Source organism: Pseudarthrobacter sp. NPDC092419 (assembly GCF_044755045.1).
GTDB lineage: Bacteria > Actinomycetota > Actinomycetes > Actinomycetales > Micrococcaceae > Arthrobacter.
In genome coordinates this window covers 250,869-277,391 of the sequence record NZ_JBIVQF010000003.1, presented here as the reverse complement: position 1 = coordinate 277,391, position 26,523 = coordinate 250,869, and the positions used below count along the sequence as shown (strand labels likewise).

Below are 26,523 nucleotides of genomic sequence, written 5' to 3'. Positions count from 1 at the left end.
CCGTGGAGATGACCGGCCAGCAACACGACGATCGGCGAAAGAATGCCGGCGTCTTGAAGGTTCAGCCGTATCTTGCGGACTACGAGGCAACGCGCAAGACCTTCTCATGGGACCAGGCCAGGCGCGGACTGTCCGGCTTGCCCGGAGGCCGTGGCCTCAACATCGCGTACGAAGCGGCTGACCGCCATGCCATCGGGTCCCAGGGCAGGAAGGAAGCATTGCGCTTCATCCGGGCCGACGGCAGCACCTACTCACTGACGTACTCGGAACTGGCCTTCCAAAGCAGCAGGTTTGCTTCTGTCCTCCGCGGCCTTGGCGTACAGGCGGGAGCCCGGGTCTTCACGCTTCTAACCCGGTGCCCCGGGCTTTACATTGCCATGCTGGGCACCTTTAAGAACGCGGGCGTCGTCTGTCCGCTCTTCTCGGCATTCGGGCCGGACCCCATACGCCAGCGGCTGCAACTGGGGACCGGGCAGGTCCTGGTCACCACCAAGGCCCTGTACCGGAAAAAGGTGGCGCCGGTACGGGCGGACCTGCCGGACCTCCGCTACATACTGTTGACCGACGCCGATGGGGCGCCGGAGCCCGGCACCCTGGACCTCGAGGCGCTTATGGCATCGGCGGCCCCTGCGGCCGGGATCGCGCCGACGCAGCCTGAGGACGTGGCCCTGCTGCACTTCACGAGCGGAACCACCGGAACCCCCAAAGGCGCGATCCATGTCCACGAAGCTGTGGTGGCGCACTATGCCACCGGCCGGTTCGTGCTGGACCTCCACCCCGATGATGTCTACTGGTGCACCGCCGACCCGGGATGGGTGACGGGCACCTCTTACGGCGTCATCGCCCCGTTGGTGCACGGAGTCACCGTGCTCGTGGATGAAGAGGAAATGGACGTCGACCGCTGGTACCGGATTCTCGCCGACCAGAAAGTGACCATCTGGTACACGGCCCCCACGGCACTGCGCATGCTGATGAAAGCCGGTGCGGAGCGGGCAGCGGGGTACGGCTTCCCGGCACTGCGGCTCATCGCCAGCGTCGGCGAGCCGCTGAATCCTGAAGCCATCGTTTGGGCACAGAAGGTGTTGGGACTGCCGGTTCATGACAACTGGTGGCAAACGGAAACCGGCGGCATCATGATCGCAAACTACCCCTCAATGCCGATCCGGCCCGGCTCCATGGGAAGACCGATGCCAGGCATCGAAGCCGCCCTGGTGGCGCGGGATTCCGAAGGCAAACCCGTCATCGAGGAGGGCGAAGTGAAACTCATCACCGAGTCGGACACCATGGGTGAACTTGCGCTCCGTCCAGGCTGGCCGTCCATGTTCCGCGGCTACCTCAATGACGAGGAGCGCTACCGCCGCTGCTTCGCCGGCGGCTGGTATCTCACCGGGGATTTGGCCAAGCGCGATAAGGACGGCTACTTCTGGTTCGTGGGCCGTGGAGATGACCTCATAAAGTCTTCAGGCCACTTGATCGGCCCCTTTGAAGTGGAGAGCTGCCTCCTGGAGCACCCGGCGGTCGCCGAAGCCGGCGTGATCGGAATTCCTGATCCGGTGGCAGGCGAAGTTGTAAAGGCCTTTATAGAACTGAAGGCAGGCAACCAGCCGTCGGATGACCTCCGCCTCGAAATCATCGGGTTCGCCCGGAAGCGGCTCGGCGCTGCTGTCGCTCCGCGGCTGCTCGACTTCACCACGGGCCTGCCCAGGACCCGCAGCGGAAAAATACTGCGCCGGCTCCTGAAGGCACGCGAGCTGGGGCTGCCGGAAGGAGACTTATCAACGTTGGAGCAAGGGAGCCGAAGGCCATGAACTCCCTTCGTGAGCCGGGCGTCCCGGACCCGCAGCAAGCCCGCCACCTGTTGCGGCAGATGCTGCGGGTACGGCGCCTTGAGGAAAAGTGCATCGAGCTCTACAGCGCCGCCAAGATCCGCGGATTCCTGCATGTCTACATCGGCGAAGAGGCAGTGGCGGCCGGCGTCCTGGAAACGCTCGCAGCCGGGGACGCAGTGGTGGCCACGTACCGGGAACACGGGCATGCGCTGCTCCGGGGCGTATCCGCCGGCGCCATCCTTGCTGAAATGTACGGGCATGTGGAAGGTTGCTGCCGAGGTCGGGGCGGCTCCATGCATCTCTTCGACGCCGCCACCCGTTTCTACGGCGGAAATGCGATTGTGGCCGGAGGACTGCCGCTTGCCGTCGGGCTGGCACTCGCCGACAAGATGTCCGGGCGGCGACGGGTAACCGCCTGCTTCTTTGGTGAGGGAGCTGTGGCCGAAGGCGAGTTCCACGAAAGCCTGAACCTTGCAGCGCTGTGGCAGCTTCCCGTGCTGTTCTGCTGCGAGAACAATCTTTACGCCATGGGCACTGCGCTGGTCCGGTCTGAATCGCAAACGGACATGGCGCTTAAGGCTGCCGGCTACGAGGTCCCGGCCTGGTCGGTGGACGGCATGGACGTGTTGGCAGTCCAGGAAGCTGCCCGCCGTGCCGTGGATGCGGTGCGGTCAGGCGGCGGCCCGCATTTCCTGGAACTTCGCACGTATCGGTTCCGGGCGCACTCCATGTTCGATCCCGAGTTGTACCGGGAGAAGGCAGAGGTGGCGCGATGGATGGAGCGGGATCCCATCCAGCTGCTCAAGACTGCGATGGAGGCCGCTGGCCAGCTCCCCGAGGAGGAGTGGACGGCGCTGCAGGCCGACGTCGATGCCGAGGTTGGTGCCGCCGTCGAATTCGCCGAAGCGGGCACCCTTGAACCCGTGGAGGACCTGGAACGTTTCGTCTACAGCGAGCGCAGCGCAGCCGGGGAAAGCGGGGCCTGAGGATGAAGACCACCTACAGGGAAGCGGTCCGTGCAGCCTTACGTGAGGCGCTGCAGCGTGACGACCGGGTTTTCCTCATGGGCGAGGACGTGGGCCGCTACGGCGGCAGCTTTGCCGTCAGCCTGGGCCTGCTGGAAGAGTTCGGGCCCGAACGCATACGCGACACGCCGCTGTCAGAGTCCGGGTTCGTGGGCGCCGGCATCGGCGCGGCGCTGGGCGGAATGCGTCCCGTCGTCGAAATCATGACGGTCAACTTCAGTCTGCTGGCGCTGGACCAAATCATTAACAATGCCGCCACGCTGCTGCACATGTCCGGCGGACAGTTCAACGTCCCGCTGGTCGTTCGGATGACCACCGGCGCGGGAAGGCAACTGGGGGCGCAGCATTCGCACAGCCTGGAGGGCTGGTACGCACACATTCCAGGGCTGCGCATCCTGGCTCCGGCGACCCTCGAGGACGCCCGTGGAATGCTTTGGACGGCCCTCGAGGACCCGGACCCGGTCCTGATCTTCGAGCACGGCTCGCTGTATAACGTCGCCGGCGAATTGCCCGACGGCGCAGGGCCGGTAAACATCGGCAAGGCTGCGGTCCGGCGCCCGGGAACCGCAGTTACCCTCATCACCTACGGCGGCACCCTGCCCGCCGTCCTCGATGCTGCAGACCAACTGGCCCTGGAAGGAACGGACGCCGAGGTTATTGACCTGCGGACGTTGCGTCCGCTCGACGAGGTGACGATCCTCGGCAGCGTCGAGAAGACCCACCGCGCGGTGGTCGTCGACGAAGGCTGGCGCAGCGGCAGCCTCTCCGCGGAAATCAGTGCCAGGATCGGCGAGCACGCCTTCTATGCCCTCGATGCCCCCGTGGAACGGGTGTGTACCGTGGAAGCGCCTGTCCCGTATGCGAAGCATCTCGAGGTGGCTGCGCTGCCTTCCGTGGACCGGATCGCCGCTGCCGTCCGCAAGGTGGTGGGAACCCATGGCTGATTTCCGGATGCCGTCCCTTGGTGCAGACATGGAGCACGGCAAAGTGGTGGAGTGGCTGGTGCAACCCGGCGACTACATCCACAAGGGCGATCTGGTGGCCGTGGTGGACACCGACAAGACCGTGATGGACATCGAGTCCTTCGACGAGGGCGTGGTGGCCGAGTTCCTGGTGGATATCGGCGACACCGTGGAAGTGGGCACGCCGATTGCCCGGATAACCGCCACCCCGGCTGAAGTCCCGCCACCCCCGTCAGGGTTGCCCGCTCCCGGCGCCGGGAAGCCGGCCGCCCACCCCGTCCACGGGGACCGGCGTGGCGGAACGGGTGCCACGTTACCTCCGCCCATGCGCCATTTGGCGCATACGCTGGGGGTCGACGTCGGCCGCATCAGCGGCAGCGGCGAGAACGGCGAGGTGACGAGGGCCGACGTCGAACGCGCCGCGTCCGCCCACGTCACCGGGGCGCCGCACGGCGAAGCCCCCGGGCCTCTTCCGCCGGCAAAGGTCCCTGCTGCTGCAGGAGCACATCGCGTGCGTTCCTCGCCGCTGGCACGGCGGTTGGCGGAGCAGCTTGGCGTCAACCTGCAGGCACTGACGGGCACCGGGCCGGACGGCGCCGTGAAGGAAGCTGATGTCCGGCGCGCCGCCGGTGCCGGCGGGAAAGCGCAAACACTCCGGAACGCCATTGGCGCACTGATGTCCCGCTCAAAGACCGAAATTCCGCACTACTACCTCTCAACCACACTGGATCTGGCGGCGGCCATGGCGTGGATGCAGTCGGCCAACCGGCAGCGTGCGCTCGCCTCGCGGCTGGTCCCGTCCGCCCTGCTGCTGAAAGCAGCAGCGCTGGCGGCCAGGGAGGTGCCGGAGATGAACGGCTTCTATACCGACGGCGCCTTCCGTCCCAGCAGCGATGTCCATCTCGGCGTCGCTGTTGCGCTACGGAATGGCGGACTGGTTGCCCCCGCCCTGCGGAATGCGGACACGCTGGCGCTCGATGACTTGATGGAACAGTTGCGGAACCTCGTGGAACGGGCCCGGGCCGGACGGCTCCAGCGTGCGGAAATGGCCGACCCAACCATCACAGTTACGAACCTGGGCGATCTCGGCGTGGAAAGCGTATACGGCATCATCTATCCCCCGCAGGTGGCCATGGTCGGTTTCGGCAGGGTGGTGGAGCAGCCTTGGGCGAACGGGGGCATGCTCGGCATCCGCCACGCAGCCACCGCCACCCTTTCCGCCGATCACCGCGTGAGCAACGGGCTGCGCGGCGGCCGCTTTCTTGCCCGTATTGACGAATTGCTGCAGACCCCGGAGGAGCTATGACCCAGCAGGAAGCACGAACCGCAGTCCAGTCGGCTCTCAGCCAGGTAGCGCCCGACGTCGGGCCCGGCGACCTCGCAGCCGGTGCTCGGCTGCGACAGGACCTCGAATTGGATTCGCTCGATTTTCTCCGCCTGATCGAGACGGTTGCCCGGGACACAGGAGTCGACATACCGGAACAGGATTATCCTTCGGTCGCTACCGTCGGCGGGCTGGTGGATTACATCGCAGCGCACGGCTAGCACTGCGCCCCGGGGCCTAACCCACCGGTAACGTTCCCACGGCGTTAACGGCGGATTCACGTTTTGCTTCACTCCGCTTGCCTGAATGAACGGGTCCAATCCCCGGCCCCTCAGGAGACACTGTGTCCCGTTCACTCACCACGTCACGGCGAGGCTTCCTCGCATCAACGGGCGGTGCCGTCGCGGCAGCGGCCATCTACGGCTTTTCGGCAGCCCCGGCCTGGGCTGATCCGCGCTTCCCGAGCAACCCGTTTACGCTCGGAGTCGCCTCCGGCGATCCCACTCCGGGCGGCGTTGTGCTGTGGACGCGGCTGGCCCCTGAACCGCAGGCAGCCGACGGGATGGGTGGCATGCCCCCGTACAAGATCCAGGTGACGTGGCAGGTGGCCACGGACCCGGATTTCCGTACCGTGGTCAAGGCGGGCAGCGAGCAGGCAACACCGGAGCTTGCCCACTCGGTGCACGCAGAGGTCGGTGGTCTGCTGCCTTCGAGGGACTACTGGTACCGCTTCCTCGTGGGCACCGAAGAAAGCCCGGTGGGACACACGCGCACGGCACCGGCAGCGGGTACGGACCCCCGCCGGCTGACGTTCGCCCTGGCTTCCTGCCAGGCCTGGGCCGGAGGCCGCTACGCAGCGTACCGCACCATGGCCGAAGAGGATCTCGACCTCGTAGTCCACGTGGGCGACTACATCTACGAGGGCCGAAACCACGAGTCCCTGGCCGACTTCCGCAACAACCATGCCAAGTACAAGAGTTCAGTGGACCTGCAGGCGGCACACGCGGCCTTTCCCTTCGTGGTCACGTTCGATGACCACGAAGTGGAGAACAACTGGGCCAACGGCATCTCCCAGCCGGACAATGAGGCGTCCAACGACCCGGAACGTTTCCGTCAGTTGCGGGCCAACGCGTTCCAGGCCTACTACGAGCACCTCCCGCTGCGCCGGCCGCAGCGGCCCACCGGCCCGGACATGGTCCTTTACCGCGGCCTGGACTACGGCAACCTGGCCCGGTTCCACGTTCTGGACACCCGGCAGTACCGCTCCGACCAGCTGACGGAAAACTTTCCCGGCGGTCCGCAGCACCCTGACGTGTACGACCCGTCCCGGACCCTGATGGGTGACGCACAGGAACAGTGGCTGTTCCAGGGCCTGGCCTCCTCACCCGCCCGCTGGAACGTCATCGCCCAGCAGACCATGATGGCGCAGTACGACTACGACCCCGGGGAAACTCTCTCGGTCAACCATGACCAGTGGGACGGCTACGTGGTCTCGCGCAACCGCCTGACCAACTTCATTGCGCAGCAGCGCCCTGCAAACCCTGTTGTCCTCACCGGGGACTGGCATTCGGCATTTGTCAATGACGTCCTGCAGGATCACGCCGATCCGGCCTCGCAAGTGGTCGCTGCGGAATTTGTCGGGACATCCATCAGTTCGGGATGCGGCTGGGCCCAGGCCATCAAGAACGGTCTGCCGGCAAACCCGCACACCCGCTACATCAACCCCGACAAGCGCGGCTGGACACGCTGCACGGTGACGCCGGAGGAGTTCCGCAGCGACTACCTCGTTGTGCCGTCCGCCGCGGACACGGCCGCCCCCGCCGCCGTCGATGCCTCTTTCACAGTCCGGAACGGCGTCGCGGGCGCGGAAAGGATCTGAGCATGCCCGCCTTCAAACTCTCATTCCGCCGGACAGCCGCCGCCGCGCTGGCCCTCGGACTTCCCGCTGCCTCCCTCGCCGTGTCAGCCGGTCCGTCCACCGCCGCACAGCAGGCCCCTGCGGCTGACACGGCAGTGCCAGTGGCGTCCCGGGCCCTTGACCTTGGGGCGGCGGACCTGCCGGAGCAACGCGCTGTCAGCACACTGGCGCCCGGCCTCACGCTGACGTCCATCACCCGCGGCGCGGCCGCGGAAAACCTGTACTGGACGGCGGAAGTGGCTATCCCGTCCGCGTCCCCCGATCCGGATGCGCCGCCGTCGGCCCTTTCCTCTGAAGCGCAGGCCCGTGCGGTGGCCGCGAGGCTCCTGGCAGCCGGGATTCCCGCGCGCGTAGAACACGTCCAGTCCCCACAGCTTGCCGATGCCGGCGGTGACCTCGGCTACCGCGTGCGCGCCGGGCAGTTCGCAGCCAAAGCCGACGGCTCCCCCACTGTCGCCCGGATCAAGGACGCGGGATTCGCCTCCTCCGTGATCTACACCGGCTGGGACGGAGATGAGGGCACCAGCGAAAATACGCGCGGACCCTGGAAGCTGAAAGTCCTCACCATCGATCCGAAGGTTTTCCGGGGCGAGCTCACCTCTTCCTTCGGCCCCAATCTCCAGGACCGGGAAACCACAAGCCAACTGTCCTCCGCTGCGGGTGCGCTCGCGGCCGTCAACGGCGGCTACTTCGTACTGGACCCCGGGGCGGGCGCCCCCGGCGATCCTGCCGGCACCGCGGTACGGGACGGCAAGGTGCTCAGCGAGCCTGTTGGTGACCGCCCTTCCCTGGTCATCGGGAACAGGAACGAGGGCTCCATCCAGCGCCTGCAGTGGGACGGCTCGGTTGCTGCTGCCGGAAAGGCGGCGAAGCTGGCCCTGGACGGCATCAACCGGGTGCCCGGGCTGATCCGCAACTGCGGCGGCGCCGATGACACCCCGACATCGCTGCCCCTTCACGACGTCACCTGCACCGATACCGACGAAATCGTTACCTTCACGCCCGAGTTCGGTCCCGCAACCCCGTCAGGGCCCGGTGTGGAGGTGGTCCTGGACGCGAAGGGAACCGTCACCGCCGTCAACAACGTTCGCGGTACGGCAGTCCCGGCCGGTGGACGCACCATCCAGGCCATCGGAGCGGACGCCCCACGGCTCGCCGGCCTGGCCCGGACGGGTTCCCGACTGACCGTGGAAACCGGCCTCGTGGGAAGCGACGGCAAGCCCCTCGAACAGGGCGCCTCCGATGTGGTCAACGGCGGTCCGATGCTTGTCGAAAACGGCACCGTCCGGGTCACCGCTTCCCGGGACGGCATGGTCCGTGCCGGCGACAGCAACAGCTTCTACTACGGCTGGGTGCACAAGCGGAACCCCCGCACCATCGCCGGCATTGATGCCCAGGGCCGCACCCTGCTGGTGACCGCAGACGGACGGCAAACCGCATCCCTGGGCCTGAGCATCAAGGAAGCGGCGGACGTTGCCCGCTCGCTGGGCATGGTCGACGCCATCAACCTCGACGGCGGCGGGTCCACCACCATGGTCAGCGGCGGCAAGGTAGTGAACTCAACCTCCGACGCAGCCGGCGAACGCCCCGTGGGCGATGCGCTGCTCCTTCTCCCCGGCCGCAAGCCCTGAAGTTTTTCCATCCCCAACCAACAAACTGGAGAACACCAACCATGAAGTACACCAAGCTGCTGACCGCGGCTGCCATGACCGCCGGCCTGGCCCTGGGAACATCCCTCCCGGCCCAGGCGGCGGACACCAACCCCAACGGCACTGCCAACCACTTCGACCTGCAGGCTCACCGCGGCGGGCTGGGCCTTACCGTCGAATCCACCCTGGCGTCCTTTGCCAAGGGCCTCGAGACCGGGGTGAGCACCCTCGAGCTTGACCTGCAGATCACCAAGGATGGCCGCGAAGTCGTCACCCACGACCGCAAAATCAACGGCCTGAAGTGCCAGGACACGGCGCCGGTCACCCCCGGAGATCCGATGTACCCGTACGCGGGCAAGTACATCAAGGACCTGACCTTCGAGCAGGTCCGCAGTATGGACTGCGGCTCCCAAACCCTTGCCAACTACCCCGGGCAGCAGGCTTCCCCCGGGGCCAAAATGCCGACGCTCGCCGAAGTATTCGACCTCACCAAGCGCTACCGCGCCAGCCAGGTGAAGTTCAACATCGAAACCAAGGTCGAAGCCGGAGCGCCCGAGCAGACCGCGCCGCGCGAACAGTTCGTGGACATTGTCCTGCGCGAAATCAAGGCCGCCCACATGGAGGAGCGAGTCTCCATCCAAAGCTTCGACTGGGGTGCGCTGCGGCTCGTCCAGGAACGCGATCCCGGCATCCGGACCGTCGCCCTGACCAACAAGGACTTCCTGCAGGCCGGCCAGCCGGGCTCCTCCCCTTGGCTCGGCGGCATCGACTCCGACGACTTCGGCGGGGACCTGGTGGAAGCAGCAGCATTCCTCGGATTCGACGCCATCTCGCCTGTCCACGGCACGCCGCAGAACGGCAAGGTCACGGACGAGGGATACGTCCCTTATGTAACCGCGGACATGGTGGCGCGTGCGCACGCCAAGGGAATGCAGGTGGTTCCGTGGACCATCAATGACAAGCCGACGATGCGCGCCCTGATGGACGCCGGCGTGGACGGCCTGATCACGGACTACCCGGACCGCCTTCGTGAGGTCATGGCGGAGCGCTCGCTGAAGCTGCCCATGCAGTACACGCTGCAGCCCGGCGCAGCCCCCGCGGCGAACTGACCTGATTCGCGAGGCCCCCGTTCCGGTACTCCCGGGGCGGGGGTCTTTTCAGGCTCCGCGTCCTTCCGGACCAGGCTCGGTCCGGGGGCTGCGGAGCGCCCGCAGCCCGTTCAGGATCGTGGCGAGGTCCACCAGTTCCTGCAGCAATGCTCCCGTGACCGCCGGGATGAATCCCGTCATGGCCACGGCCATCAACCCCACGCTCAGCCCGATGCCGGTCCAGATACTCACGAGCGCCACGTTAACAGTGCGTTTCCCGATGGCGACAGCAAGTGCCACCTTGGACAGGTCGTCAAGCATGATGACGACGTCGGCGGACTCGCTCGCTGCCGTGGCGCCTTTGGCTCCCATGGCGATTCCGACGTCGGCCGCGGCAAGTACGGGGGCGTCATTGACGCCGTCGCCCACCATCATGACCGGACGCGCGCTCACCGCGGCGACGGTGCGCACCTTGTCCTCGGGGAGGCAGTCCGCCTGGACGCTCGTGATTCCTGCCTCCCGGGCGATGTGGGCGGCGGTCCCCGCGGCATCTCCGGTCAGGAGCATGGTGTTGCCAAGGCCCAGCCGGCGCAGCCTGGCGAGGGTCTGTTGCGCTTCGGCGCGCAGGGGATCCCTCATGATGAGCGCGCCTGCGTAGGTGCCGTTGATGGCGACGTAGATGGCGAGCTGGCCGCTTTCCAGGACCGGTTCCCGGAAGCCGGACGACGAACTGCGGACCAGGCCGGCCTTGCCCACGACCACCATGGTGCCGTCGCACACCGCTTCGACGCCCTGGGTGGCATGCTCTTTGGCCTGCGTTACGGGAAGAAGGGGAAGACCGGACGCTGCTGCCGCCCGGATCACCGACGATGCCAGCACGTGGGAGGAATATTGCTCCGCTGAGGCGGCCAGTTGGAGAATGCTGTCGGCATCCGGGGCGTCCTGCCCGACGGTCTCGATCTTGTCCAGTACAGGGCGGCCGGTGGTGAGCGTCCCGGTCTTGTCAAAGACCGCGGTCCGGGCCTTCGCCAGCTGTTCCAGGGTGCCGGTGTTCTTGATGATGATCCCACGGTGGGCCGCCTGGCTGGTGCCAGCGAGGAACGCGACCGGCGCCGCGATGAGGAGCGGGCAGGGTGTTGCCACCACCAGTACCTGGGCAAATCGGACGGGATCGCCTGACAGCCACCAGGCGGTTGCTGCCATGGCGATCGCGAGCACAGTGAACGGCACGGCGTAGCGGTCCGCCAGCCGGACAACGGGTGCGCGGCTGGATGAGGCATCCTTGACCAGGGCAATGATGCGGCTGTACTGGGAGTCCGCAGCGGCGGCGGTGGCCCGCATCCGGAGGGCCGATTCACCGTTGACTGAGCCGCTGAGCAGGAGGTCCCCGGCAGTGTGGTCCACGGGCAGGCTCTCCCCCGTCAACGATGATTCGTCCATGCTGGCCGCAGCGGACAGGAGCTCGCCGTCCACCGGGACCAGCTCCGAGGGGCGCACGACCAGGATGTCGCCCGGCACCACAGCTGCGACGGAAATGTCCTCCAGAGCGGTGCCGTCCGACTCGCGGTGCGCCGAACGCGGTGCGCGGTCCAGCAACGACCTGAGCTCGCGGACTGCGCGGCCCTGGGCGAAGCTTTCCAATGCCTCGCCGCCGGACAACATGAGGATCACCACCAGCGATGCCAGGTACTCCCTCACCCACACCGTGCTGGCCACAGCCATCAGTGCCAGCACGTCGATGCCCCACCTGCCGCCGTGCAGCGAGCGCACCATCGATATGGCACGCAGCAAGCCGACGACGGCGGCGTAAGCGGAGGCGCCCAGCCTCGCCTGCTGCTCCAGGCCAGTCAGCAGCAGGACGCCGGTGGCCGCGAGCACCACGCAGGTGGATACCACAAGGGGGTACCGGCGGACCGGACCGGGCAGGCTGCGCAACCACTCCGGGGTCCGCGTTGGGGGTGCCGCCCCCAGGCCGTGTCGTTCGAGACTGTCCGGGGACGCCGGATCTTTCCCGGGGAGGACAGGGTTGCCGGGCGTCATCCCACTGCCTCCGCGGCACTCCGGCCAGGCAGGCGGCTTGCCGGTGTTAATAAAGGCTTGCGTTGGCGCATACAACTGAAAATATGGCCGTCGCGGCTGCCCGGCTAGGGGATTTGTGCCCTGGCCGAGATCACGACGCCAATATGTCGTGTTATGTTAGGACATTAAGTCTAACTTTAGAGAAACTGTTGGTGGGTCTCTCAGCCCTCCCCGCGCAGTGGCGTACGAAAGGACCCGTAATGCAGCTTGGACTCATCACTGATTCGCTTGGATCGCGTCCCCTTGAGCAGGTTCTCGACACCGCCGCCGCGCTGGGCTTGGAGACTGTGGAGATTGCCACCGGCAACTGGTCCGAGTCACCGCATGCAAACCTGAAGGAGCTCCTTAGCAGTGCTGCGGCACGTAACGTTCTCGCTGAATCCATCAGCTCACGCGGGCTCACGTTGAGCGCTCTGAACGCGAACGGCAACCAGCTTCACCCGGTGACCGGCCCTGCGCATGACGGGGTTGTACGGGACACGATCAGAGTGGCTTCTGAGCTGGGGGTTCCCACCGTCGTGCTGATGTCCGGGCTTCCCGGCGCGCGGGGAGAGAAGGCACCGAACTGGATCACTACGTCGTGGCCGCCGGAGACACTTGAGATCCTTGAATACCAGTGGACCGAGGTTGCCGAGCCCTACTGGGTTGATCTTGCTGATTTCGCGCGGGCCCACGACGTCCGGCTGGCTGTTGAAATGCACGGCCGCCAACTTGTCTTCAATGTGGCCACCCTGAAGCGGCTGCAGGGCATCGTGGGCGAAGATATCGTCGGTGCGAACCTCGATCCGTCCCACCTCATGTGGATGGGAGCGGACATCCTTGCGGTTATACGGGCGCTGGGATCATCGATTTTCCACGTACATGCCAAGGACGCCCGCATCGACAAACCCAACGTGGCGGTCAATGGCATCCTTGACACCCTGCCTCCTGCCCGCACGGCAGACCGATCGTGGAACTACGTGACCCTCGGCCTGGGTCATCCCGGCGGCGCTGGCTTCTGGGCCGATTTCGTTTACACGCTGCAGTCGGTTGGTTATAACGGCCCACTGAATATCGAGCACGAGGATGTCATCGTGAACTCCGGCGAAGGCGTCCGCAGATCTGCCGAGCTCCTGCGTTCCGTCGTGCTGCGGGACGCCCCGGATTGGATGCCCGCACGCATCTAGGGGCTGAATAGCACCATTATGGAGTTCCTGGGCCTCCCGGTCCTGTCCAACAGCGTGACGACCGAGGGGTTTCCGACACCATCGCTTCTGCGGCGCTGACGAGCCGATTGACCCCTCCACCGGACGACTCACCATCCGCGTCCTCGTGGATCTAACGAGCGTGGAGATGTTCATCGGAGATGGACGGGTGGTGCACTCCCACCGGGTATTCCCCTTGACGGTGACGACGGAATTCGCCTTTACGCCCATGAGGGAGCCGCCACTTTCCGGAACCTGACCATTAATGAAATCAAGGCAACGTAGTAGTTCAAACGCCGCGCCATCACCGCGTGGACCATGGCCACGCCCCTTGGGCAGGACAATTCATTCACCTTGCAGCTGCCGGAAACGTCTCAAGAGGAGCCGTCCACGAGGAGTCTCATATCGAAGTCGGCGCCATCGTCTTGTACCCGACACCCTGGAACATGCGGACGGGCTTTCTCTACACGTCACAACAATTCGACTCTGACCCCGAGTGTGCACAATGTCGACAAGTGCCAAAGGATATTCCGCCAGTCTCACTCATCAACCTCGGAGGCGTGGTGCCTCCAGGGGTAGCCCACGGCGGCCATCCGGAGCCATGATGGCACTATGACTGATCCCCAACGGAAGCTGTCCGCCGCCGAGATCGCCGAAGCCCGACTGACAGGCTGGCGCCTGACCGGCGGGGCCCTCACCGCCACCTTCGAGACCCGTAAATTCTCCACCGGCCTGCAACTCGTGAACCGCATCGGCGACTCCGCCGAGGAGGCCAACCACCACCCCGACCTCACGCTCACCTACCCCGAGGTCGGCGTCACGCTCTTGAGCCACGACGTCGGCGGGATCACCAGCCGCGACATTGACCTGGCCCGCACCATCAGCGGCCACGCCGCGGACCTCGGGATCGCCGCCGCGGAGTGATCCCCGACGTCGGGCTGTGGCTCCGGACGTCGAGGCGCTGAAGCCGTGAACGGCTACCGCCGTTACGGCCGCTGTCGCGTGAACCACGGATCTTTCCATCCGTCCCCTTACTCAAGGAACGGGCCCCGGCCGCTGTGCCGCTTCGTTGGTAGACGGCGATCCGGGCTCCATCGCCCGCGCGAAACACCTGTGCAGGTGCAAAGGCCACAAGTCACGCTCACCGACCGCAACGAACTTCGGGAGTGCAGCGTGGACAGGAATTTCCTCAGGTCCGCAGGGTCCTCTTTCGAGCCAGTGGCGCCCAGGCCAGTACGATCCATGCATCGTCGGGGTCACCCTTTGCCAAGGCCGCAAGTTGACCGCTGGGTACGGGGATGCTCATGGTCAACAGGCTGCTGTGAGACATTTAAGGGTCGTGTCCGGCCGGTCCCGCAGGAACGATGTGAGGGGGTGGCGAGGGCCCCTCGACACGAACGGGCAGCTCGTCGTCCCCCCGAAGAATGGCGCGGAGCAACCGCGGCTCCCCTCCCCTGAGCGACATGTGCGCGTCGCCGCGCCGCAGTACCAGGCCCCCGTCCGGGGTGGCATACCTCTTCTGCAGATCTCCCAGCTCCTCGGCTCGCAGCAACGCGACCGTGCTGGACCCAGCCAAGTCGACCACGCGGACCAGCGAGGAGGGTCCTGTCAGATCACTCGCAACGACGCGCTGCTCGCTCTCGGCGAGGATTGTCTTCTGCGCGTCGCGTGTCAGGACCAGGGGACGGGACGGCCCAACCAGCAGTCGGCTCAGCACGTCCGCCGCGGCGTTCGGGCGGCCCGTTCTCTGCGCAGCCTCCTGCATCCGCTGCAGGCGACCCGGCTCCCGCAGCAGCTCGTCGATCTTCCAGCCGATCGTCGCGGGAATATTGCAGCGGACCGCCGCCCCCTGTTCCATCAGGTAATCGCCGTTGCGGACCTCCTGCCCCGGGATGGTATTCACAAGCACCATGGGCAGCCCTGCAGCCATGCACTCCGACGCCGACAGCCCGCCCGGCTTCCCCACAAACAGGTCGGCGCGGCGCAGGAGCTGCGGCATCTCCGCCGTGAAGCCGAGCACCCGATAGCGGTCGCCAGCGGGCGCCACCAGCTGCTCGATTCGCTGCCGAAGCGCATCGTTGCGTCCGCACAGGACCGTGGCCGTAAAGGACGAGCGCATGTGCAGCGTCTGCCGCACGATCGAGAGGGCATAGTCGCCGCCGGTCGCGCCCGCCGAGATCAGCAGCATCGGGGGCTTGTTTGCATCGCGCGCAGGCGCTGGGTTGGGCGGGGTGGCGATAGGGATGCCCGTGACCGCGACGCGGTCGGGGGGCAAACCCAGCGCCATCAGTTGCACCCTCCCTTCCTCCCGGGCGAGGAAGAGCGTATGGAACGCACCCGTAAGCCACAGGCCCTGGAAGTCGTAGTCCGTTGTGACGACGGCGGTCCTCGCGTCAATCACGCCACGAAGGAGCAGCGACGCCAGCAGTTGGGCTGGCAGGAAGTGTGTGCATATGATCGCTGTCGGCCGGAATCGCTTGATCGCATCGATCACTGGAAGAGCGTTCACCCGCGTCCAGGGGTCAACTGGGCCCCGGTGCCGGAACGGACGGTCGTTGATGTTGTAGCCCCACTCGACCAGCCAGGGCAAGTCCTCGACCAGGACGAAGTAACCCTTGCCCAGCAGTGTGCGGTAGAGCAAGCTGCTCACCTGCAGCACGTCCAGCACCTGCACCTCATCGACGTCGGTGCGCACGGCACAGGCTTGCTGCAATGCCGCCGCGGCGCTGTTGTGCCCCGCTCCTACCCCTGCTGACAGGATAAGTACGCGTTCCCTTCCGGCGGCGTCGGGGCCTCGTGCCGACCTTCTGCGCATGAAGGGAGTCTAGCGGGCCGCGTCATCATCCCTGGACCCCAACTTGTACTCGATCAGCATGGCCAACGTGCAACACACGCCCCATAAGCTTCCGCGCCCATGACAATCGTCGCCGGCCTGGCCAATGCCGAAGCCAACAACCCGACATCACAAATATGGACGCCATACCGGTCAAATACCTGAAGAGCGTCCTCAATGTCCAGGTTCGCGGTCGCGCGTCGACGCTTCAACAGATCAGCATCAAGCCTTCTGGGAGACGCAGATTCACGGCTGAAGCAATTGTTTCGGGATGGTCTTCCGGTGTGAGGTGCTTGCCTTTTGGGATCCTGATGAGGTCGCAGCCCAGTTCAGCGGCAAACCTTTCCCCGTATTTGATCTTCTGGAATCGGTCGGCTTCGCCCCATACCACTTGAGCGGGAAGAGCCAAAGTGTGGAGCCGTTCGGAGACTTCCTCCGTGTCCCGCCAGAGAGCCGACCCATTCCAAAAGATATCCAGCCTGGGCTGAAAGGCTGAGATCGATGTTGGCGCCTTGAGGGATACTCGTCCCGTAGCCAGCATTTACCAGGCCAGGCAGCGGCCTTGGATCAGAGGCATGACGTGGCGCCAGAGACGTGGTGACGTCGGGATGCCGTGAACGAGGATTCAACAGCCTGCTGCGGGTGTTGTGTGTGTTTGAGATCGCAGAATCCCAGCCAGGTGCGACCTATCGTTAGCGATATTGGAACAGCCAGCAGAGAACGGGTGAGAGGTAAGAGAATGGTAAAGGCAGTCTGGAACGGGAAAATCATTGCCGAGTCGGAGGAGACCGTGGTGGTTGAGGGCAACCACTATTTTCCGCGCGAGGCGGTGAATCCGCTGTATCTGAAGGATAGTGACATGTATTCCGTCTGCCCTTGGAAGGGGGAGGCCGGCTATCACACACTGGAGGTTGAGGGGAAGATCAACGTGGACGCCGCCTGGTATTACAGGGATCCCAAAAAGCGGGCAGTGATGATCAAGGACCGTGTTGCCTTCTGGCGGGGCGTGCGGATCGAGGAATGACGTGCGGCGTGTTCAGAGGTAGCTGCAGACCCTCGATGGTTCGCAGGCAACCGGGTCTCCCGCGGCCACGGCCTGGTAGGAGGCGGCCACACTTGCCCGCAGCGCCGTCAGCTCTGCAATTTTCACGTCGAGCTCGGCGAGTTGGTCAGCGAGAATGTCCCTGACGTGGACACACGGAGCGCTGCCGGGCTCCCGGGCGGAAAGGATGCTGCGGATTTGGCTTATGGACAGGCCCGCGGCCCTGCCCCGGGCAATGAAGTCAAGCCGGTCCAAGCTGTCTTTACCGTATAGCCGGTATCCGTTGGCTTCCCTTTGTGCAGGCGGAAGCAGCTCCTGTTCTTCATAGAAGCGAAGTGTCTTGGGCGTCATCCCCACAGCTTCGGCGGCTTCACCAATACGCAATTGTGGTCCTCGTTTCCACCGGTATGGGAGCGGTATCTCTACGTTCCAGTATAGGTAGGGGTTGCCGCCGCCCTCTGCAACCTGCCCTGCCCGGCACCCCCGTCTTCTTGACCTTCCCCGCGGGGGAAGGTGCAGGGTGGGATCAGGATGGCGCCAGCGCCCAGAGAACGCCGCATGGTGCCCGTTCAGTTTCGCAACCGGAGGTTTCATGTCTGCTGTACAACGCTTTGACTTCGACCTGGTAATTATCGGTTCCGGCGGAGGTGCGTTCGCCGCGGCAATCCGCGCCGCAAACCTGGGCAAGAGCGTCCTGATGGTGGAGCGGTCAACGATCGGCGGCACCTGCGTGAACACAGGGTGTGTGCCCTCCAAAGCCCTGCTCTCCGCAGCGGAGGCCCGCCACGTGTCCCTGGACGCCGGGAGCCGGTTTCCGGGAATCGCTGCAGGCGCCGGCCCCGTGGACATGCCCGCGTTGGTTGGTGGCAAGCGCGCCTTGGTGGAGAAGATGCGCTCGGACAAGTATGCGGACCTTATTGAAGACTATGGCTGGGAGCTTCGGAAGGGAACCGCGGCTTTTGCAGGCACGCCGGAGGAACCCGCTATCGAGATCACCTCAGCCGACGGCAGGCAGGAGTCGGTGACCGCCAAGCACTATATTGTGGCCACTGGCTCGGCGCCCTGGGCACCGCCGATCCCGGGGCTTCAAGACACTGACTATCTGACCTCCACCTCGGCTATGGAATTGGAAGAGGTCCCCGAATCCCTGCTAGTGGTTGGCGGGGGCTTTGTCGCCCTCGAGCAAGCCCAGCTGTTCGCACGGCTGGGGTCCAAGGTGACGATGCTGGTCCGGTCACGGCTCGCGTCGGCTGAAGAGCCGGAAGTCTCGTTGGCCCTAATGAGCGTCTTCACCGATGAGGGCATCCGTGTCATCCGGCGGGCCACGTTGGTTTCTGTTAGCCAGGATGCTGCGGCAGGAAGCGTGGCGGCGGTGGCAGACGTCTCGGGAAGCCGGGAGGAGTTCCGGGCGGCCCGCCTCTTGATGGCCACAGGTCGGCACCCCGTTACCGAAGCCTTGAACCTCGATAGGGTCGGCGTGAAGACCGGGAACAGGGGCGAAATCCTGGTGGAAAAAAGCCTGGTCAGCAGCAACCCGAGAATCTGGGCCGCCGGTGACGTCACAGGTCACCGGGAGTTTGTCTACGTCGCGTCGGCACACGGCGCCCTGGCAGTGGACAACGCGTTTAACGACGCCGGCCGGGAGGTTGACTACCACCACCTGCCCCGGGTGGCGTTCACCAGCCCGGCAATGGCCGCTGTAGGTCTGACCGACCACCAGGCGAACGGCGCCGGCGTCACCTGTGAATGCCGGGTTCTGCCACTGGAGTACGTTCCGCGCGCTTTGGTGAATCGGGACACCCGTGGGTTTATCAAGCTCGTAGCCGAAAACGGGACCGGGAAAATCCTGGGACTGACCGCCGTCGGCAAGGAGGCGGGCGACCTGGCCGCCGCCGGCGTCTACATCCTGGAAGCAGGCATGACCATTGAACAGGTAGCTAACCTGTGGAGCCCCTACCTCACGATGGCCGAGGGCATCAAAATTGCGGCACAGTCCTACACCACCGACATCTCCAGGCTCTCCTGCTGTGCAACGTGACCAACCCTGACCAGGCGGGGTCACCGGAGCCGGACTGAATTGGGCTGCGGCCAGCGATTACCGAGATTTCATGATCCGGAATCTCGATGACAAAGCGCAGGTCGACGACTATCAGGGCCAGGACGCCACGGTCATCAAGGCCGAAGCCCGCATCACCGGGCCGGGAACGCAGGGAGACGTTCACTGCAACAACTTTGCCGCGGCGGGCTGTGGTCGTCGGAGGCAGCGCAACGGGCACCGAGACAGCCACCTTCCTGAACCGTTTCGGGTGGATGTCACCCTGGTCCACAGGGGACCCCGCCTGATGGAACGCAACTCGACGATGGCACATCGGTGAGTACCGACGTCGTAATTTTCGCAACGGGACGCAAACCGCGTAGCAGCAACCTGGAGTTCGAGTCCGCGAAGGTACAGCTTGGACCCAAGGGGGCCGTGCTGATCGACGAACGGTGCCGGGCGGGCACGAACGTGTGGGCGATCGGGGACGTCACCGGTGTCATGCCCTTTACGCATGTGGCTAAGTACCAGGGCCGCATCGTTGCGGACGCCATCCTGGGCCACTCACGGCCGGCCAACTATGACGGCATCCCGAGGGTGGTGTTCCGGGATCCGGACCGCCGCCGCCGGCATCGCCCAAGGCGCAGACGAGCGAGCAGGGGCTGTCAACAGCCTTCGCCGAACTGGACCTGGCCGAATCGATCACCCGCCCCTCAACCTACGAGCAGGACCCCCGCGGGTACCTCGGACTGCTCACCGACACGGACAGGGGCACCCTCATCGGGGCTTGGGCGGTGTCCCACTGGCCGGAGAGTGGATCCGCCAGGCCTCCCTCGCAATCAGCACGGGGCGCCGGGCCTCCATCCACCATCACTGGCCGGCGCTGACCGCTGCCGACCGGAGGGCAGCCGCATCCTGGATGGTGATGCGTCCGCGGCCCTGACGTATGACTCCCTTGGCGGCGAAGTCGGCCAGGGCTTTGCTGGTGGCTTCGCGGGTCGCGCCGAGAAGACCGGCAATTTGTTCATGGGTGAGGCGGATGGCCTTGCCTTGGCCGAAGCGGCCGCTGGGCGCGGCAGCATCGAGACTGATTAATAGCGAGGCGGTGCGGGCCAGCAGGGGCCGCAGAGCCAGGTCCGTGAGGCGTTCTTCCAGGCGGACCACGCGTTCCCCAAGCAGCCGGGAAATGCGAAGGGCGATGCGGGAATCGGAGATCAGATACCGCTCCACATCCTCAACGCCAAGCTGGCAGATAGCCGCGTCCTCGATTGCCTCGGCGTAATTGTCATACATCCGCTGGCCCACAAGCATCATCTCCCCGAAGACGGCGCCCGGTTCCAGGATCGCCATGGTGAGGGCCTTGCCGTCTTCGGTGACGCGGAAAATCCGGATCCGGCCCGATTTGAGGATAAACAGGGCCGTGACGGGCTGGGACTGGCTAAAGACGAGTTCCCCCCGGCGGAACATCCGCGCCGGGGCCATCATGTCCATGGCGTGCATCTCTTCTGCGCTCAGGTCCGCAAAGAGATCCACCTCGTTGAGGCAGGTGAATGGATCATCTGGACCTGAGGTGAGGGGGTACGGCTCCCGTTGGCCGGGTGACCAGGGCCGGGGGCCGCCCACTGCGGCCTCCAGCCCTTCTTCCCATTTATCGCTCATGCGCGGGCTTCAGGACACGGACGGCAACAACTGCCAGGATGATGCCGTAGACCAGGTGACCCATCAGGGACCAACCAGCGGTCGCGTCGATCATGAACACCGGCATGCCGAGCATTGTGGGCATGATCAGCAGGGGGCCGAGCACCCACCAGAGTGCTCCGTAGGCCAGTCCGATCAGCGCGCCGCGCCCGTAGGACTTCAGGAGCCCTGCGAACGGCACGGTCAGGCCCAGACCAATCAGGACAGAGATCACGAGGTGGATCCCGAAGCCCACCAGGGCGGAGTCCGAGCCGACCATCGAGGCGATCATGGGCAGCATACCCATCATGGCCATGAGGACACCGAAGACCAGGCCGCCGGCGATGCCGCCGATGGTGCCCGCGCTGATGCGGCGGCCCAGGTGATGAGTGAAGGCGTGTGGCTGGTGTGCCACGGGAGATGTAGCGGACATCGTCGTGCTGCCTTTCGTTGAAACGGAACTGCTTACCTTCGAAAGATAGGCCTGCGGGAACTGCCGCTCTGTAATAGCGGACACACAACGCCGGAAGTTTCCGACGGCCCGCGGTGACGGCCCAACCCCGGCGGCGGGGATGCCGTTCGCGGATGATTCAGTCCGTGCGTTCCATGACGTGACCGCAGCAGCAGGTGGGATTCTTGTCTCCGCCCTGCCCAGGGGCCGCGCCCTTGGTGACCGTAATTTCGCATCCGCAGTCCTCGTTCGGGCAACGATAGATCTCACCCTCCTGCAGAGCCATGACCAGCTCCTTCCTTAGTCTTGATTGCCGGTAGGTTCACGCTAAAACCTTCCAGTCTGGGGAAGTCAAGGGTGCAGTGCGGCGCTCGGTGTCCGGGCAGACTGCCGCCAAAGCTGCGGTCGGAAGCTGGACGCGGACGCTGTCTCCGATGGACAGGGTTGGGGAAGGAGTCGCTTCGGCGTGCAGTTCCACGCCGGCCGCCGAGACAGAGACCAAGTGCCGGGGTCCGCGGGAGCGTATGCCGGTCACCACAGCTGGAGTGCCTGCGCTGTGGTTGTGGAGGAGGACGATGCGTTCCTGGCGGATGACCAGCGTGGCAGGCCCGTCCGGCAAATGCTGGTCAGCGGGCAGCGCCTGGGCGCCCAGAACCGAGTCGTGCATCCAGTCCTTGACGGTTCCGGGGATTTCGCAGGCCGGAATCGGTGTGGAGTAGCCCCACCGACGCCGCCCCCACATTGCGGGCACCGACATCGACAGTGTTCTCATCACCGTCACGAGCTTGCCGCACCAGCGGCCCTGCATGATGACCAACCCGTGAAACCGATGAGAGAGGCAAGGGCGGCAGAAATCCCGGCAATGGCCAGGGAGAGAACCAGGCCCCTGAGTAGGTCACCGGCGTGTGCGGTGTGGGCCGTGGTGAACAGCTCAGGATTGCTTTGTCCGGGCGCGGGTCCTGACAGGCAGCGTGCATGTCATGGGGTCAATTACCGGCAAGAATTGTCTTTCCACCAGACCTCATCCAGTGCCGGAACCCATTCGGCGGCAAGCTCCGGATTGGCATTCATGGACAGCACCTCATAGCCCGGGACCACGGGGGACGCGGGAAGATGTTCGGACAGGGCTCGTTCCTCGGGACTGAGTGCACCCGGGTGCAGGACGGGGTACTGTCCCCGGATGTTGAGGGGATGATCAGGAAGCTGGCGTTTCCCACGGTTCCTTCCTCCAGGCTGAAAACCTTGGTACCGGCGGGGTAAGTCCCGTCCGCCACCAGCTTGGTCAGCGCGGCCCGGCCGTAAGTCATGGTGATATCGACCTGTCCGGCGTACAGGGCGTCGAGTTCGGTCACGGACTTCGGACAGGTTGATCCGTTCCGCCAGAGTCTTCAAGTTCGTTCACCAAGGCATGGATGAGCGTGGTGAAAGATTCTTCGTTGAAGACCAGCGGGACATTGGCGTAACCCCCGGAGACGCTGTAGAGCACTTGCCGGATGAAAACCGAACCGGTGAAGTCGGGTGGTGCGGGATAGGTGAGGCGCCCGGGCTTCGTTTTAGCCGAGTCCAGCAGCCCGGCCCGGGTGGCCGGTGGCTCCAGGAACTAGACCATTTCCTGGCCGCGGGTCTTGCGCTCGGAGCTGCGGACCTTTTCCTCGGCCTGGCTGATCGCCCAGGCCGCGTTAACCAGCCCTATATGGCTGAAAGCTTGGGGGAAATTCCCCAGCAGCTCGCCGCTGCCGGGGGCTACCTCCTCGGAAAGCAGGCCGAGCTCGGTCGCAAAACCTGCTGCGCTGTCGAAGACTTCCCGCGCCCGTTGAACGTAGCCCGCCAAGGCAAGGGCATGGGCGAGCCAGAACGTACACAGCAGGAAGGCCCCTTCCGTCCCTGGCAGACCGTCTTCGCCGCCGTATCGGTACACCAGGCCCCGTTCATCGCTCAGGCGACGCTCGATGGCGTCAATGGTAGCCAGCATTCGCGGATCATCCCCCGGAAGGAAGTCGACGATGGAGAGCATCAGCGCTGAAGCATCCAGCTCATCAGACCCGAACGCTTGCGTGTAAGCGTTCGCCTTTTCACTCCAGCCCTCCTTTTGTATTGCAGCGGCAATCTGGTCGCGCACATCCCTCCAAAGGGGAACCCTGTCCGTGGCGTCCAGGAGATCGGCGAGGCTGATGGCCCTGTCCACCGCAACCCAGCACATGAGCTTTGAATACAGGTAATGACGCGGGTCTCCGCGGACCTCCCAAATCCCCTGGTCCGGGGACTGCCACCGGGCAGCCGCCGCATCGGCGGCGTCTGCCAGGAACCTGCGGGTTTCCGGGTCCATTTCGGCCAAGTACTCCGGCAAGGTCGCTGCAGCGTCCAAGAGTTCCCCATACACATCAAGCTGGCTTTGCCGCCACGCCGCATTTCCTACCCGGACAGGAAGGCTCGAACGCCAACCCGCCAGGTGGGGCAGTTCACGTTCTGACAAGTCGCGTTCACCCCCAACCCCATACATGATCTGCAGCTCTTGCCCCTGGCCCAGCTGGCCCAAACCCGCCGTTGCCAGGAAGCGGAAAAACTTTCCGGCCTCATCCGGGCAGGCGGAAACCCAGAGCGCCTGCAAAGTCATGCTTGCATCACGCACCCACGTATAGCGGTAGTCCCAGTTACGCTGCCCACCGATAACCTCCGGCAAAGACGTGGTGGGAGCGGCGACGATCGCCCCGGTCGGAAAGAACGTCAACGCCTGCAGGACCCGGCCGCTCAGCTCGACTATGTCCCGCCACGGGCCGGCATAGCTCTGATGCATTTAGGACCAGCTGGTCCAGCCTTCCCAAGTATCAGCCAGTCGCCTGAAGATTTCCTCCTGGCTCCAAAAGGAAGGTTCGGCCTCCCAGCTGTTGGCATGTTCCAAGGCGAATCCCAGGACATCCCCAGCGTGTATCACGATGCGGGCGCGGGCGACATCGTCCTCCACGGCGAACGGGACGGAAGACGAAAGGGACAAGACAGTGGCGCCTCCTCTCACCAGGAGGCCCTCTGATCCGTCGCGGACGGCCGGGCGTATCAGCCCATACTCCGGCCTCGGAACAAAGACCACATCAAGCTCGACAATTCCCTCGTTACAGGTGACCTGCCGGAAAAGGGCCCCAGAGGCGCCTGCGCCAAGGTCATGTCCCCTGTTCCCATCACCGAGAGCCAATGCATCCGTTAAGGTGACCTCGCCTCCTTCCGTACGAAACGACGTCTCAAGAACCATCGTGGAACCGAGATAACGACGGGTAGAGCTGTAGGCCGCCACAGGTGCAATGGACCAGAACCCTGCCTGCTCCCCCAGAAGACGCCCAAAGACGGAAGGGCTGTCAAAACGCGGCAGGCACAGCCAGTCAACAGAGCCGGCTACACTCACCAATGCAGCTGTCCGGCAATCAGAGAGCAGACCGTAGTCTGCGATGGTTCTACTGGTCATCACCACACCCTGACTGAACCGGTGAATATCTACAAGACGAGCCCATCCGGGACCGGGACGCCCGCCCAGCTCCAATCAGGCTGCGAACTCCTGAAGAGTCTCTTTCGTGGACAGGACAGCCCCTGCGATGTAGTTGAAATTCACCAGAGCGGCCGCATACCCGTCGCCCAGATCGGGGTGCTGTGCGGCGGCGGTAGCGTCGGCAACTACGGCGACCTCGAACCCCTGCTCCAGCAATTCCCGCAGGTGGCTCTCAACACAAAGGTTGGCAGACATGCCCGCAAGAACAACCTTGCTGATCCCCCTCTTACGCAACTGAAGAACCAGATCGTTCTGCTCGGGACCATAAACCTTGTGCGGACTGCACACCACTGTTCTGCCATCTTCAAGATAGGGCTTGAACTGGTCCAGCCAATCCGCCCCCGAGTGCTTGAAGCCAGCCAGGTCCAACGGCCCCGGGCGGTCAAACATACCGATCTCATGCATCTTCTTCTCGAGCGTGCCACCGAACTCCCACTCGAGCTCCCAGGTCACACCGTCGGGACTAAGAAAATCATTTTGCGGATCATTCAAAACAAGAGCCGTAGTAGAACTATCAAACTGCATTGAAAGCCTCCTCATCGATGACTGAAGGCGTAGACATGCCTTCCGGTTCAACGTAGGACCACCGAAAATGCCGGTCTGTAATCTCCCGCACAAAAGGATGACTCAATCAGGTGTCCGACGCCGGGAAAGATCCAGGGTGCGGAACTGCCCCCGGTTTTGACTCCTGCGTTTCGGGCGGAGTGCCTGGAGAAGACTAGGCGGGGTGTGCATGTGATGTGCATACCCCGCCTTGTTTACCGTGGTTCTATCAATGTCCTCGCGTTGGTGAGGCGCGGGCCGGTCAATGGCGCTGCATATTGTGGACGAGGGACGTTTCTTAGCCGAGGCCCGGGACGAGCAGGACTTTGCAGGCGTCTGCGGTGAGCAGGTCTACTGCTTCGTCGATCTGGCTTAGTTTCATGCGGTGGGTGATGAGCCAGTCGAGTTCGAGCTTCCCGGAGTCCAGCAGCAGCAGGCTTTGTTCCCAGGTCTCCCAGAGCCGGCGACCGAAGATTCCGCGAAGGGTGATGCCTTTCTTGTTGATGTAGGCGGCGATGTCGACCTCGGCCGGGCGGCTGGGGTGTCCGACGGTGATGACGGTGGCTTCACGGCGCACGGCTTCGAACAGGGTTGCCAAGGTGCCGGGGGCTCCGGAGCATTCGAAGGCGACGTCGAAGCCGCCGCGTCGGCCGGTGAGTTCGCGGCACCGCTCAACGATGCCGTCGTTGGGGTGCAGAGCGGTCGCGCCGAGCTTTTCGGCCTGGGCGCGCCGGTAGGGGTTGGGGTCGACGGCGATGACGTGGGAGGCACCCATGAGCAGTGCCAGGTTCACCACGACGAGGCCGACCGGTCCTGCGCCACTGACGAGCACGGCCCGTCCTGCAACGGAGTAGTCGGCCCGCTGGATAGCGTGGACGGCTACGCCGGCCGCTTCGAGCAGGGCGCCGGATTCGAGTGACAGGCCGGTGGGGAGCTTGACGCAGATGTCCTGGGGTACCGCTGCGTATTCAGCGAAGACACCGTCGATGTGCATGCCGAGGATGCCGGTCCGTTCGCAGGTGTGGGCATCTCCCGTGCGGCAGGGAAAGCACTGGCCGCAGGTCAGGTGGCTCTCAAGAGCGACCTGGTCGCCCACCTTGAGCCCCCTAACGCCCGCGCCGACTTCGACGACGGTGCCTGCGCCTTCGTGGCCGAGGATGACCGGGAGGTTGAGGTTGAAGGCCTGGGCGGAGGGGGTCCATTCGTAGAGTTCCCGGTCGGTGCCGCAGAGGGACGCGGCCCCCACCTGGATGACGACCGATCCTTCTGTGGCCTTGGGGTCGCCCGCGTCGGTGACGTACTTAACGCCTCGCTCGGCCGCGTTTTTTACTACTGCCCGCATTGGGGGC

Annotated in this window: 25 protein-coding genes and 1 pseudogene; 15 read left to right on the top strand and 11 right to left on the bottom strand. The window is 64.8% G+C overall.

What is annotated here, in order from left to right:
* Positions 1 to 8: 8 nt before the first annotated feature.
* The 8 genes from acsA (at position 9) to ACIQC0_RS07045 (ending at position 9,816) form a co-directional block, all read left to right on the top strand.
* Positions 9 to 1,808, top strand: coding sequence for an acetate--CoA ligase (gene acsA, locus ACIQC0_RS07080; RefSeq protein WP_400533677.1), 1,800 nt, complete (start codon positions 9 to 11; stop codon positions 1,806 to 1,808).
* The gene (gene pdhA, locus ACIQC0_RS07075) at positions 1,805 to 2,815 is read left to right on the top strand and encodes a pyruvate dehydrogenase (acetyl-transferring) E1 component subunit alpha (RefSeq protein WP_400533674.1); all 1,011 of its coding nucleotides are present in this window, start codon (positions 1,805 to 1,807) and stop codon (positions 2,813 to 2,815) included. Before acsA ends, pdhA begins: the two co-directional genes overlap by 4 nt.
* A 2-nt stretch (positions 2,816 to 2,817) precedes the next feature.
* A complete protein-coding gene (locus tag ACIQC0_RS07070) occupies positions 2,818 to 3,798 on the top strand; it encodes an alpha-ketoacid dehydrogenase subunit beta (protein WP_400533672.1) in 981 nt (326 codons plus the stop codon).
* On the top strand, positions 3,791 to 5,122 hold the full coding sequence (locus ACIQC0_RS07065) for a 2-oxo acid dehydrogenase subunit E2 (RefSeq protein WP_400533669.1): 1,332 nt from the start codon (positions 3,791 to 3,793) through the stop codon (positions 5,120 to 5,122). The genes ACIQC0_RS07070 and ACIQC0_RS07065 overlap by 8 nt, the downstream gene beginning before the upstream one ends.
* Positions 5,119 to 5,361 carry an acyl carrier protein gene (locus ACIQC0_RS07060; RefSeq protein ID WP_377215750.1) on the top strand — a complete coding sequence of 81 codons (243 nt, stop codon included), beginning with the start codon at positions 5,119 to 5,121 and terminating at the stop codon, positions 5,359 to 5,361. Before ACIQC0_RS07065 ends, ACIQC0_RS07060 begins: the two co-directional genes overlap by 4 nt.
* A gap of 122 nt (positions 5,362 to 5,483) precedes the next feature.
* Positions 5,484 to 7,019, top strand: a complete 1,536-nt coding sequence (locus ACIQC0_RS07055; protein WP_400533666.1) for an alkaline phosphatase D family protein — start codon at positions 5,484 to 5,486, stop codon at positions 7,017 to 7,019.
* Between the two features lie 2 nt (positions 7,020 to 7,021).
* Positions 7,022 to 8,689: a phosphodiester glycosidase family protein gene (locus ACIQC0_RS07050; RefSeq protein ID WP_400533663.1), complete on the top strand. Its 1,668-nt coding sequence runs from the start codon at positions 7,022 to 7,024 to the stop codon at positions 8,687 to 8,689.
* Between the two features lie 41 nt (positions 8,690 to 8,730).
* Positions 8,731 to 9,816 carry a glycerophosphodiester phosphodiesterase gene (locus ACIQC0_RS07045; protein ID WP_400533660.1) on the top strand — a complete coding sequence of 362 codons (1,086 nt, stop codon included), beginning with the start codon at positions 8,731 to 8,733 and terminating at the stop codon, positions 9,814 to 9,816.
* A gap of 48 nt (positions 9,817 to 9,864) precedes the next feature.
* On the opposite strand, the gene ACIQC0_RS07040 is transcribed toward ACIQC0_RS07045, so the two are convergent.
* The gene (locus tag ACIQC0_RS07040) at positions 9,865 to 11,835 is read right to left on the bottom strand and encodes a heavy metal translocating P-type ATPase (protein ID WP_400533657.1); all 1,971 of its coding nucleotides are present in this window, start codon (positions 11,833 to 11,835) and stop codon (positions 9,865 to 9,867) included.
* A gap of 239 nt (positions 11,836 to 12,074) precedes the next feature.
* Between ACIQC0_RS07040 and ACIQC0_RS07035 the strand changes: the two genes are divergently transcribed.
* The 3 genes from ACIQC0_RS07035 (at position 12,075) to ACIQC0_RS07025 (ending at position 13,982) form a co-directional block, all read left to right on the top strand.
* Positions 12,075 to 13,040: a sugar phosphate isomerase/epimerase family protein gene (locus ACIQC0_RS07035; protein ID WP_400533655.1), complete on the top strand. Its 966-nt coding sequence runs from the start codon at positions 12,075 to 12,077 to the stop codon at positions 13,038 to 13,040.
* A 145-nt stretch (positions 13,041 to 13,185) separates the two neighbouring features.
* Positions 13,186 to 13,317: a GH32 C-terminal domain-containing protein gene (locus tag ACIQC0_RS07030; protein WP_400533652.1), complete on the top strand. Its 132-nt coding sequence runs from the start codon at positions 13,186 to 13,188 to the stop codon at positions 13,315 to 13,317.
* Positions 13,318 to 13,670: 353 nt separating this feature from the next.
* On the top strand, positions 13,671 to 13,982 hold the full coding sequence (locus ACIQC0_RS07025) for a 4a-hydroxytetrahydrobiopterin dehydratase (RefSeq protein WP_400533649.1): 312 nt from the start codon (positions 13,671 to 13,673) through the stop codon (positions 13,980 to 13,982).
* Positions 13,983 to 14,388: 406 nt separating this feature from the next.
* On the opposite strand, the gene ACIQC0_RS07020 is transcribed toward ACIQC0_RS07025, so the two are convergent.
* The gene (locus tag ACIQC0_RS07020; protein ID WP_400533646.1) at positions 14,389 to 15,873 is read right to left on the bottom strand and encodes a glycosyltransferase; all 1,485 of its coding nucleotides are present in this window, start codon (positions 15,871 to 15,873) and stop codon (positions 14,389 to 14,391) included.
* Between the two features lie 757 nt (positions 15,874 to 16,630).
* Between ACIQC0_RS07020 and ACIQC0_RS07015 the strand changes: the two genes are divergently transcribed.
* Positions 16,631 to 16,915 carry a DUF427 domain-containing protein gene (locus tag ACIQC0_RS07015; RefSeq protein ID WP_377215736.1) on the top strand — a complete coding sequence of 95 codons (285 nt, stop codon included), beginning with the start codon at positions 16,631 to 16,633 and terminating at the stop codon, positions 16,913 to 16,915.
* A gap of 12 nt (positions 16,916 to 16,927) precedes the next feature.
* On the opposite strand, the gene ACIQC0_RS07010 is transcribed toward ACIQC0_RS07015, so the two are convergent.
* Positions 16,928 to 17,317, bottom strand: a complete 390-nt coding sequence (locus ACIQC0_RS07010) for a heavy metal-responsive transcriptional regulator (protein ID WP_400533643.1) — start codon at positions 17,315 to 17,317, stop codon at positions 16,928 to 16,930.
* Positions 17,318 to 17,525: 208 nt separating this feature from the next.
* Between ACIQC0_RS07010 and merA the strand changes: the two genes are divergently transcribed.
* The 3 genes and pseudogenes from merA to ACIQC0_RS06995 all read left to right on the top strand — a co-directional run.
* On the top strand, positions 17,526 to 18,971 hold the full coding sequence (gene merA / locus ACIQC0_RS07005) for a mercury(II) reductase (RefSeq protein ID WP_377215734.1): 1,446 nt from the start codon (positions 17,526 to 17,528) through the stop codon (positions 18,969 to 18,971).
* A gap of 70 nt (positions 18,972 to 19,041) precedes the next feature.
* Positions 19,042 to 19,308 carry a hypothetical protein gene (locus ACIQC0_RS07000; RefSeq protein ID WP_377215733.1) on the top strand — a complete coding sequence of 89 codons (267 nt, stop codon included), beginning with the start codon at positions 19,042 to 19,044 and terminating at the stop codon, positions 19,306 to 19,308.
* A pseudogene (locus ACIQC0_RS06995) lies at positions 19,305 to 19,442 on the top strand (pyridine nucleotide-disulfide oxidoreductase); the annotation flags it as partial. The gene ACIQC0_RS07000 and the pseudogene ACIQC0_RS06995, both read left to right, overlap by 4 nt.
* A 396-nt stretch (positions 19,443 to 19,838) precedes the next feature.
* Here the strand turns inward: ACIQC0_RS06995 and ACIQC0_RS06990 are convergent.
* The 8 genes from ACIQC0_RS06990 to ACIQC0_RS06955 all read right to left on the bottom strand — a co-directional run bounded on the left by ACIQC0_RS06990 (position 19,839) and on the right by ACIQC0_RS06955 (position 26,516).
* Positions 19,839 to 20,627, bottom strand: a complete 789-nt coding sequence (locus ACIQC0_RS06990; protein WP_377215732.1) for a Crp/Fnr family transcriptional regulator — start codon at positions 20,625 to 20,627, stop codon at positions 19,839 to 19,841.
* The gene (locus ACIQC0_RS06985; protein ID WP_400533639.1) at positions 20,617 to 21,078 is read right to left on the bottom strand and encodes a hypothetical protein; all 462 of its coding nucleotides are present in this window, start codon (positions 21,076 to 21,078) and stop codon (positions 20,617 to 20,619) included. The genes ACIQC0_RS06990 and ACIQC0_RS06985 overlap by 11 nt, the downstream gene beginning before the upstream one ends.
* 157 nt (positions 21,079 to 21,235) lie before the next feature.
* The gene (locus tag ACIQC0_RS06980) at positions 21,236 to 21,382 is read right to left on the bottom strand and encodes a hypothetical protein (protein ID WP_377215730.1); all 147 of its coding nucleotides are present in this window, start codon (positions 21,380 to 21,382) and stop codon (positions 21,236 to 21,238) included.
* 36 nt (positions 21,383 to 21,418) lie between these two features.
* Positions 21,419 to 21,913, bottom strand: coding sequence for a hypothetical protein (locus ACIQC0_RS06975; protein ID WP_400533636.1), 495 nt, complete (start codon positions 21,911 to 21,913; stop codon positions 21,419 to 21,421).
* A gap of 783 nt (positions 21,914 to 22,696) precedes the next feature.
* Entirely contained in the window at positions 22,697 to 23,890 is a 1,194-nt protein-coding gene (locus tag ACIQC0_RS06970) for a glycoside hydrolase family 15 protein (RefSeq protein ID WP_400533633.1), read from the bottom strand.
* Complete coding sequence (locus ACIQC0_RS06965; RefSeq protein WP_400533630.1) at positions 23,891 to 24,550, bottom strand: trehalase-like domain-containing protein; 660 nt, start codon at positions 24,548 to 24,550, stop codon at positions 23,891 to 23,893.
* Between the two features lie 75 nt (positions 24,551 to 24,625).
* Positions 24,626 to 25,156: an isochorismatase family protein gene (locus ACIQC0_RS06960; RefSeq protein ID WP_400533627.1), complete on the bottom strand. Its 531-nt coding sequence runs from the start codon at positions 25,154 to 25,156 to the stop codon at positions 24,626 to 24,628.
* Positions 25,157 to 25,472: 316 nt separating this feature from the next.
* Positions 25,473 to 26,516, bottom strand: a complete 1,044-nt coding sequence (locus ACIQC0_RS06955) for a zinc-binding dehydrogenase (RefSeq protein WP_400533624.1) — start codon at positions 26,514 to 26,516, stop codon at positions 25,473 to 25,475.
* Positions 26,517 to 26,523: the final 7 nt, after the last annotated feature.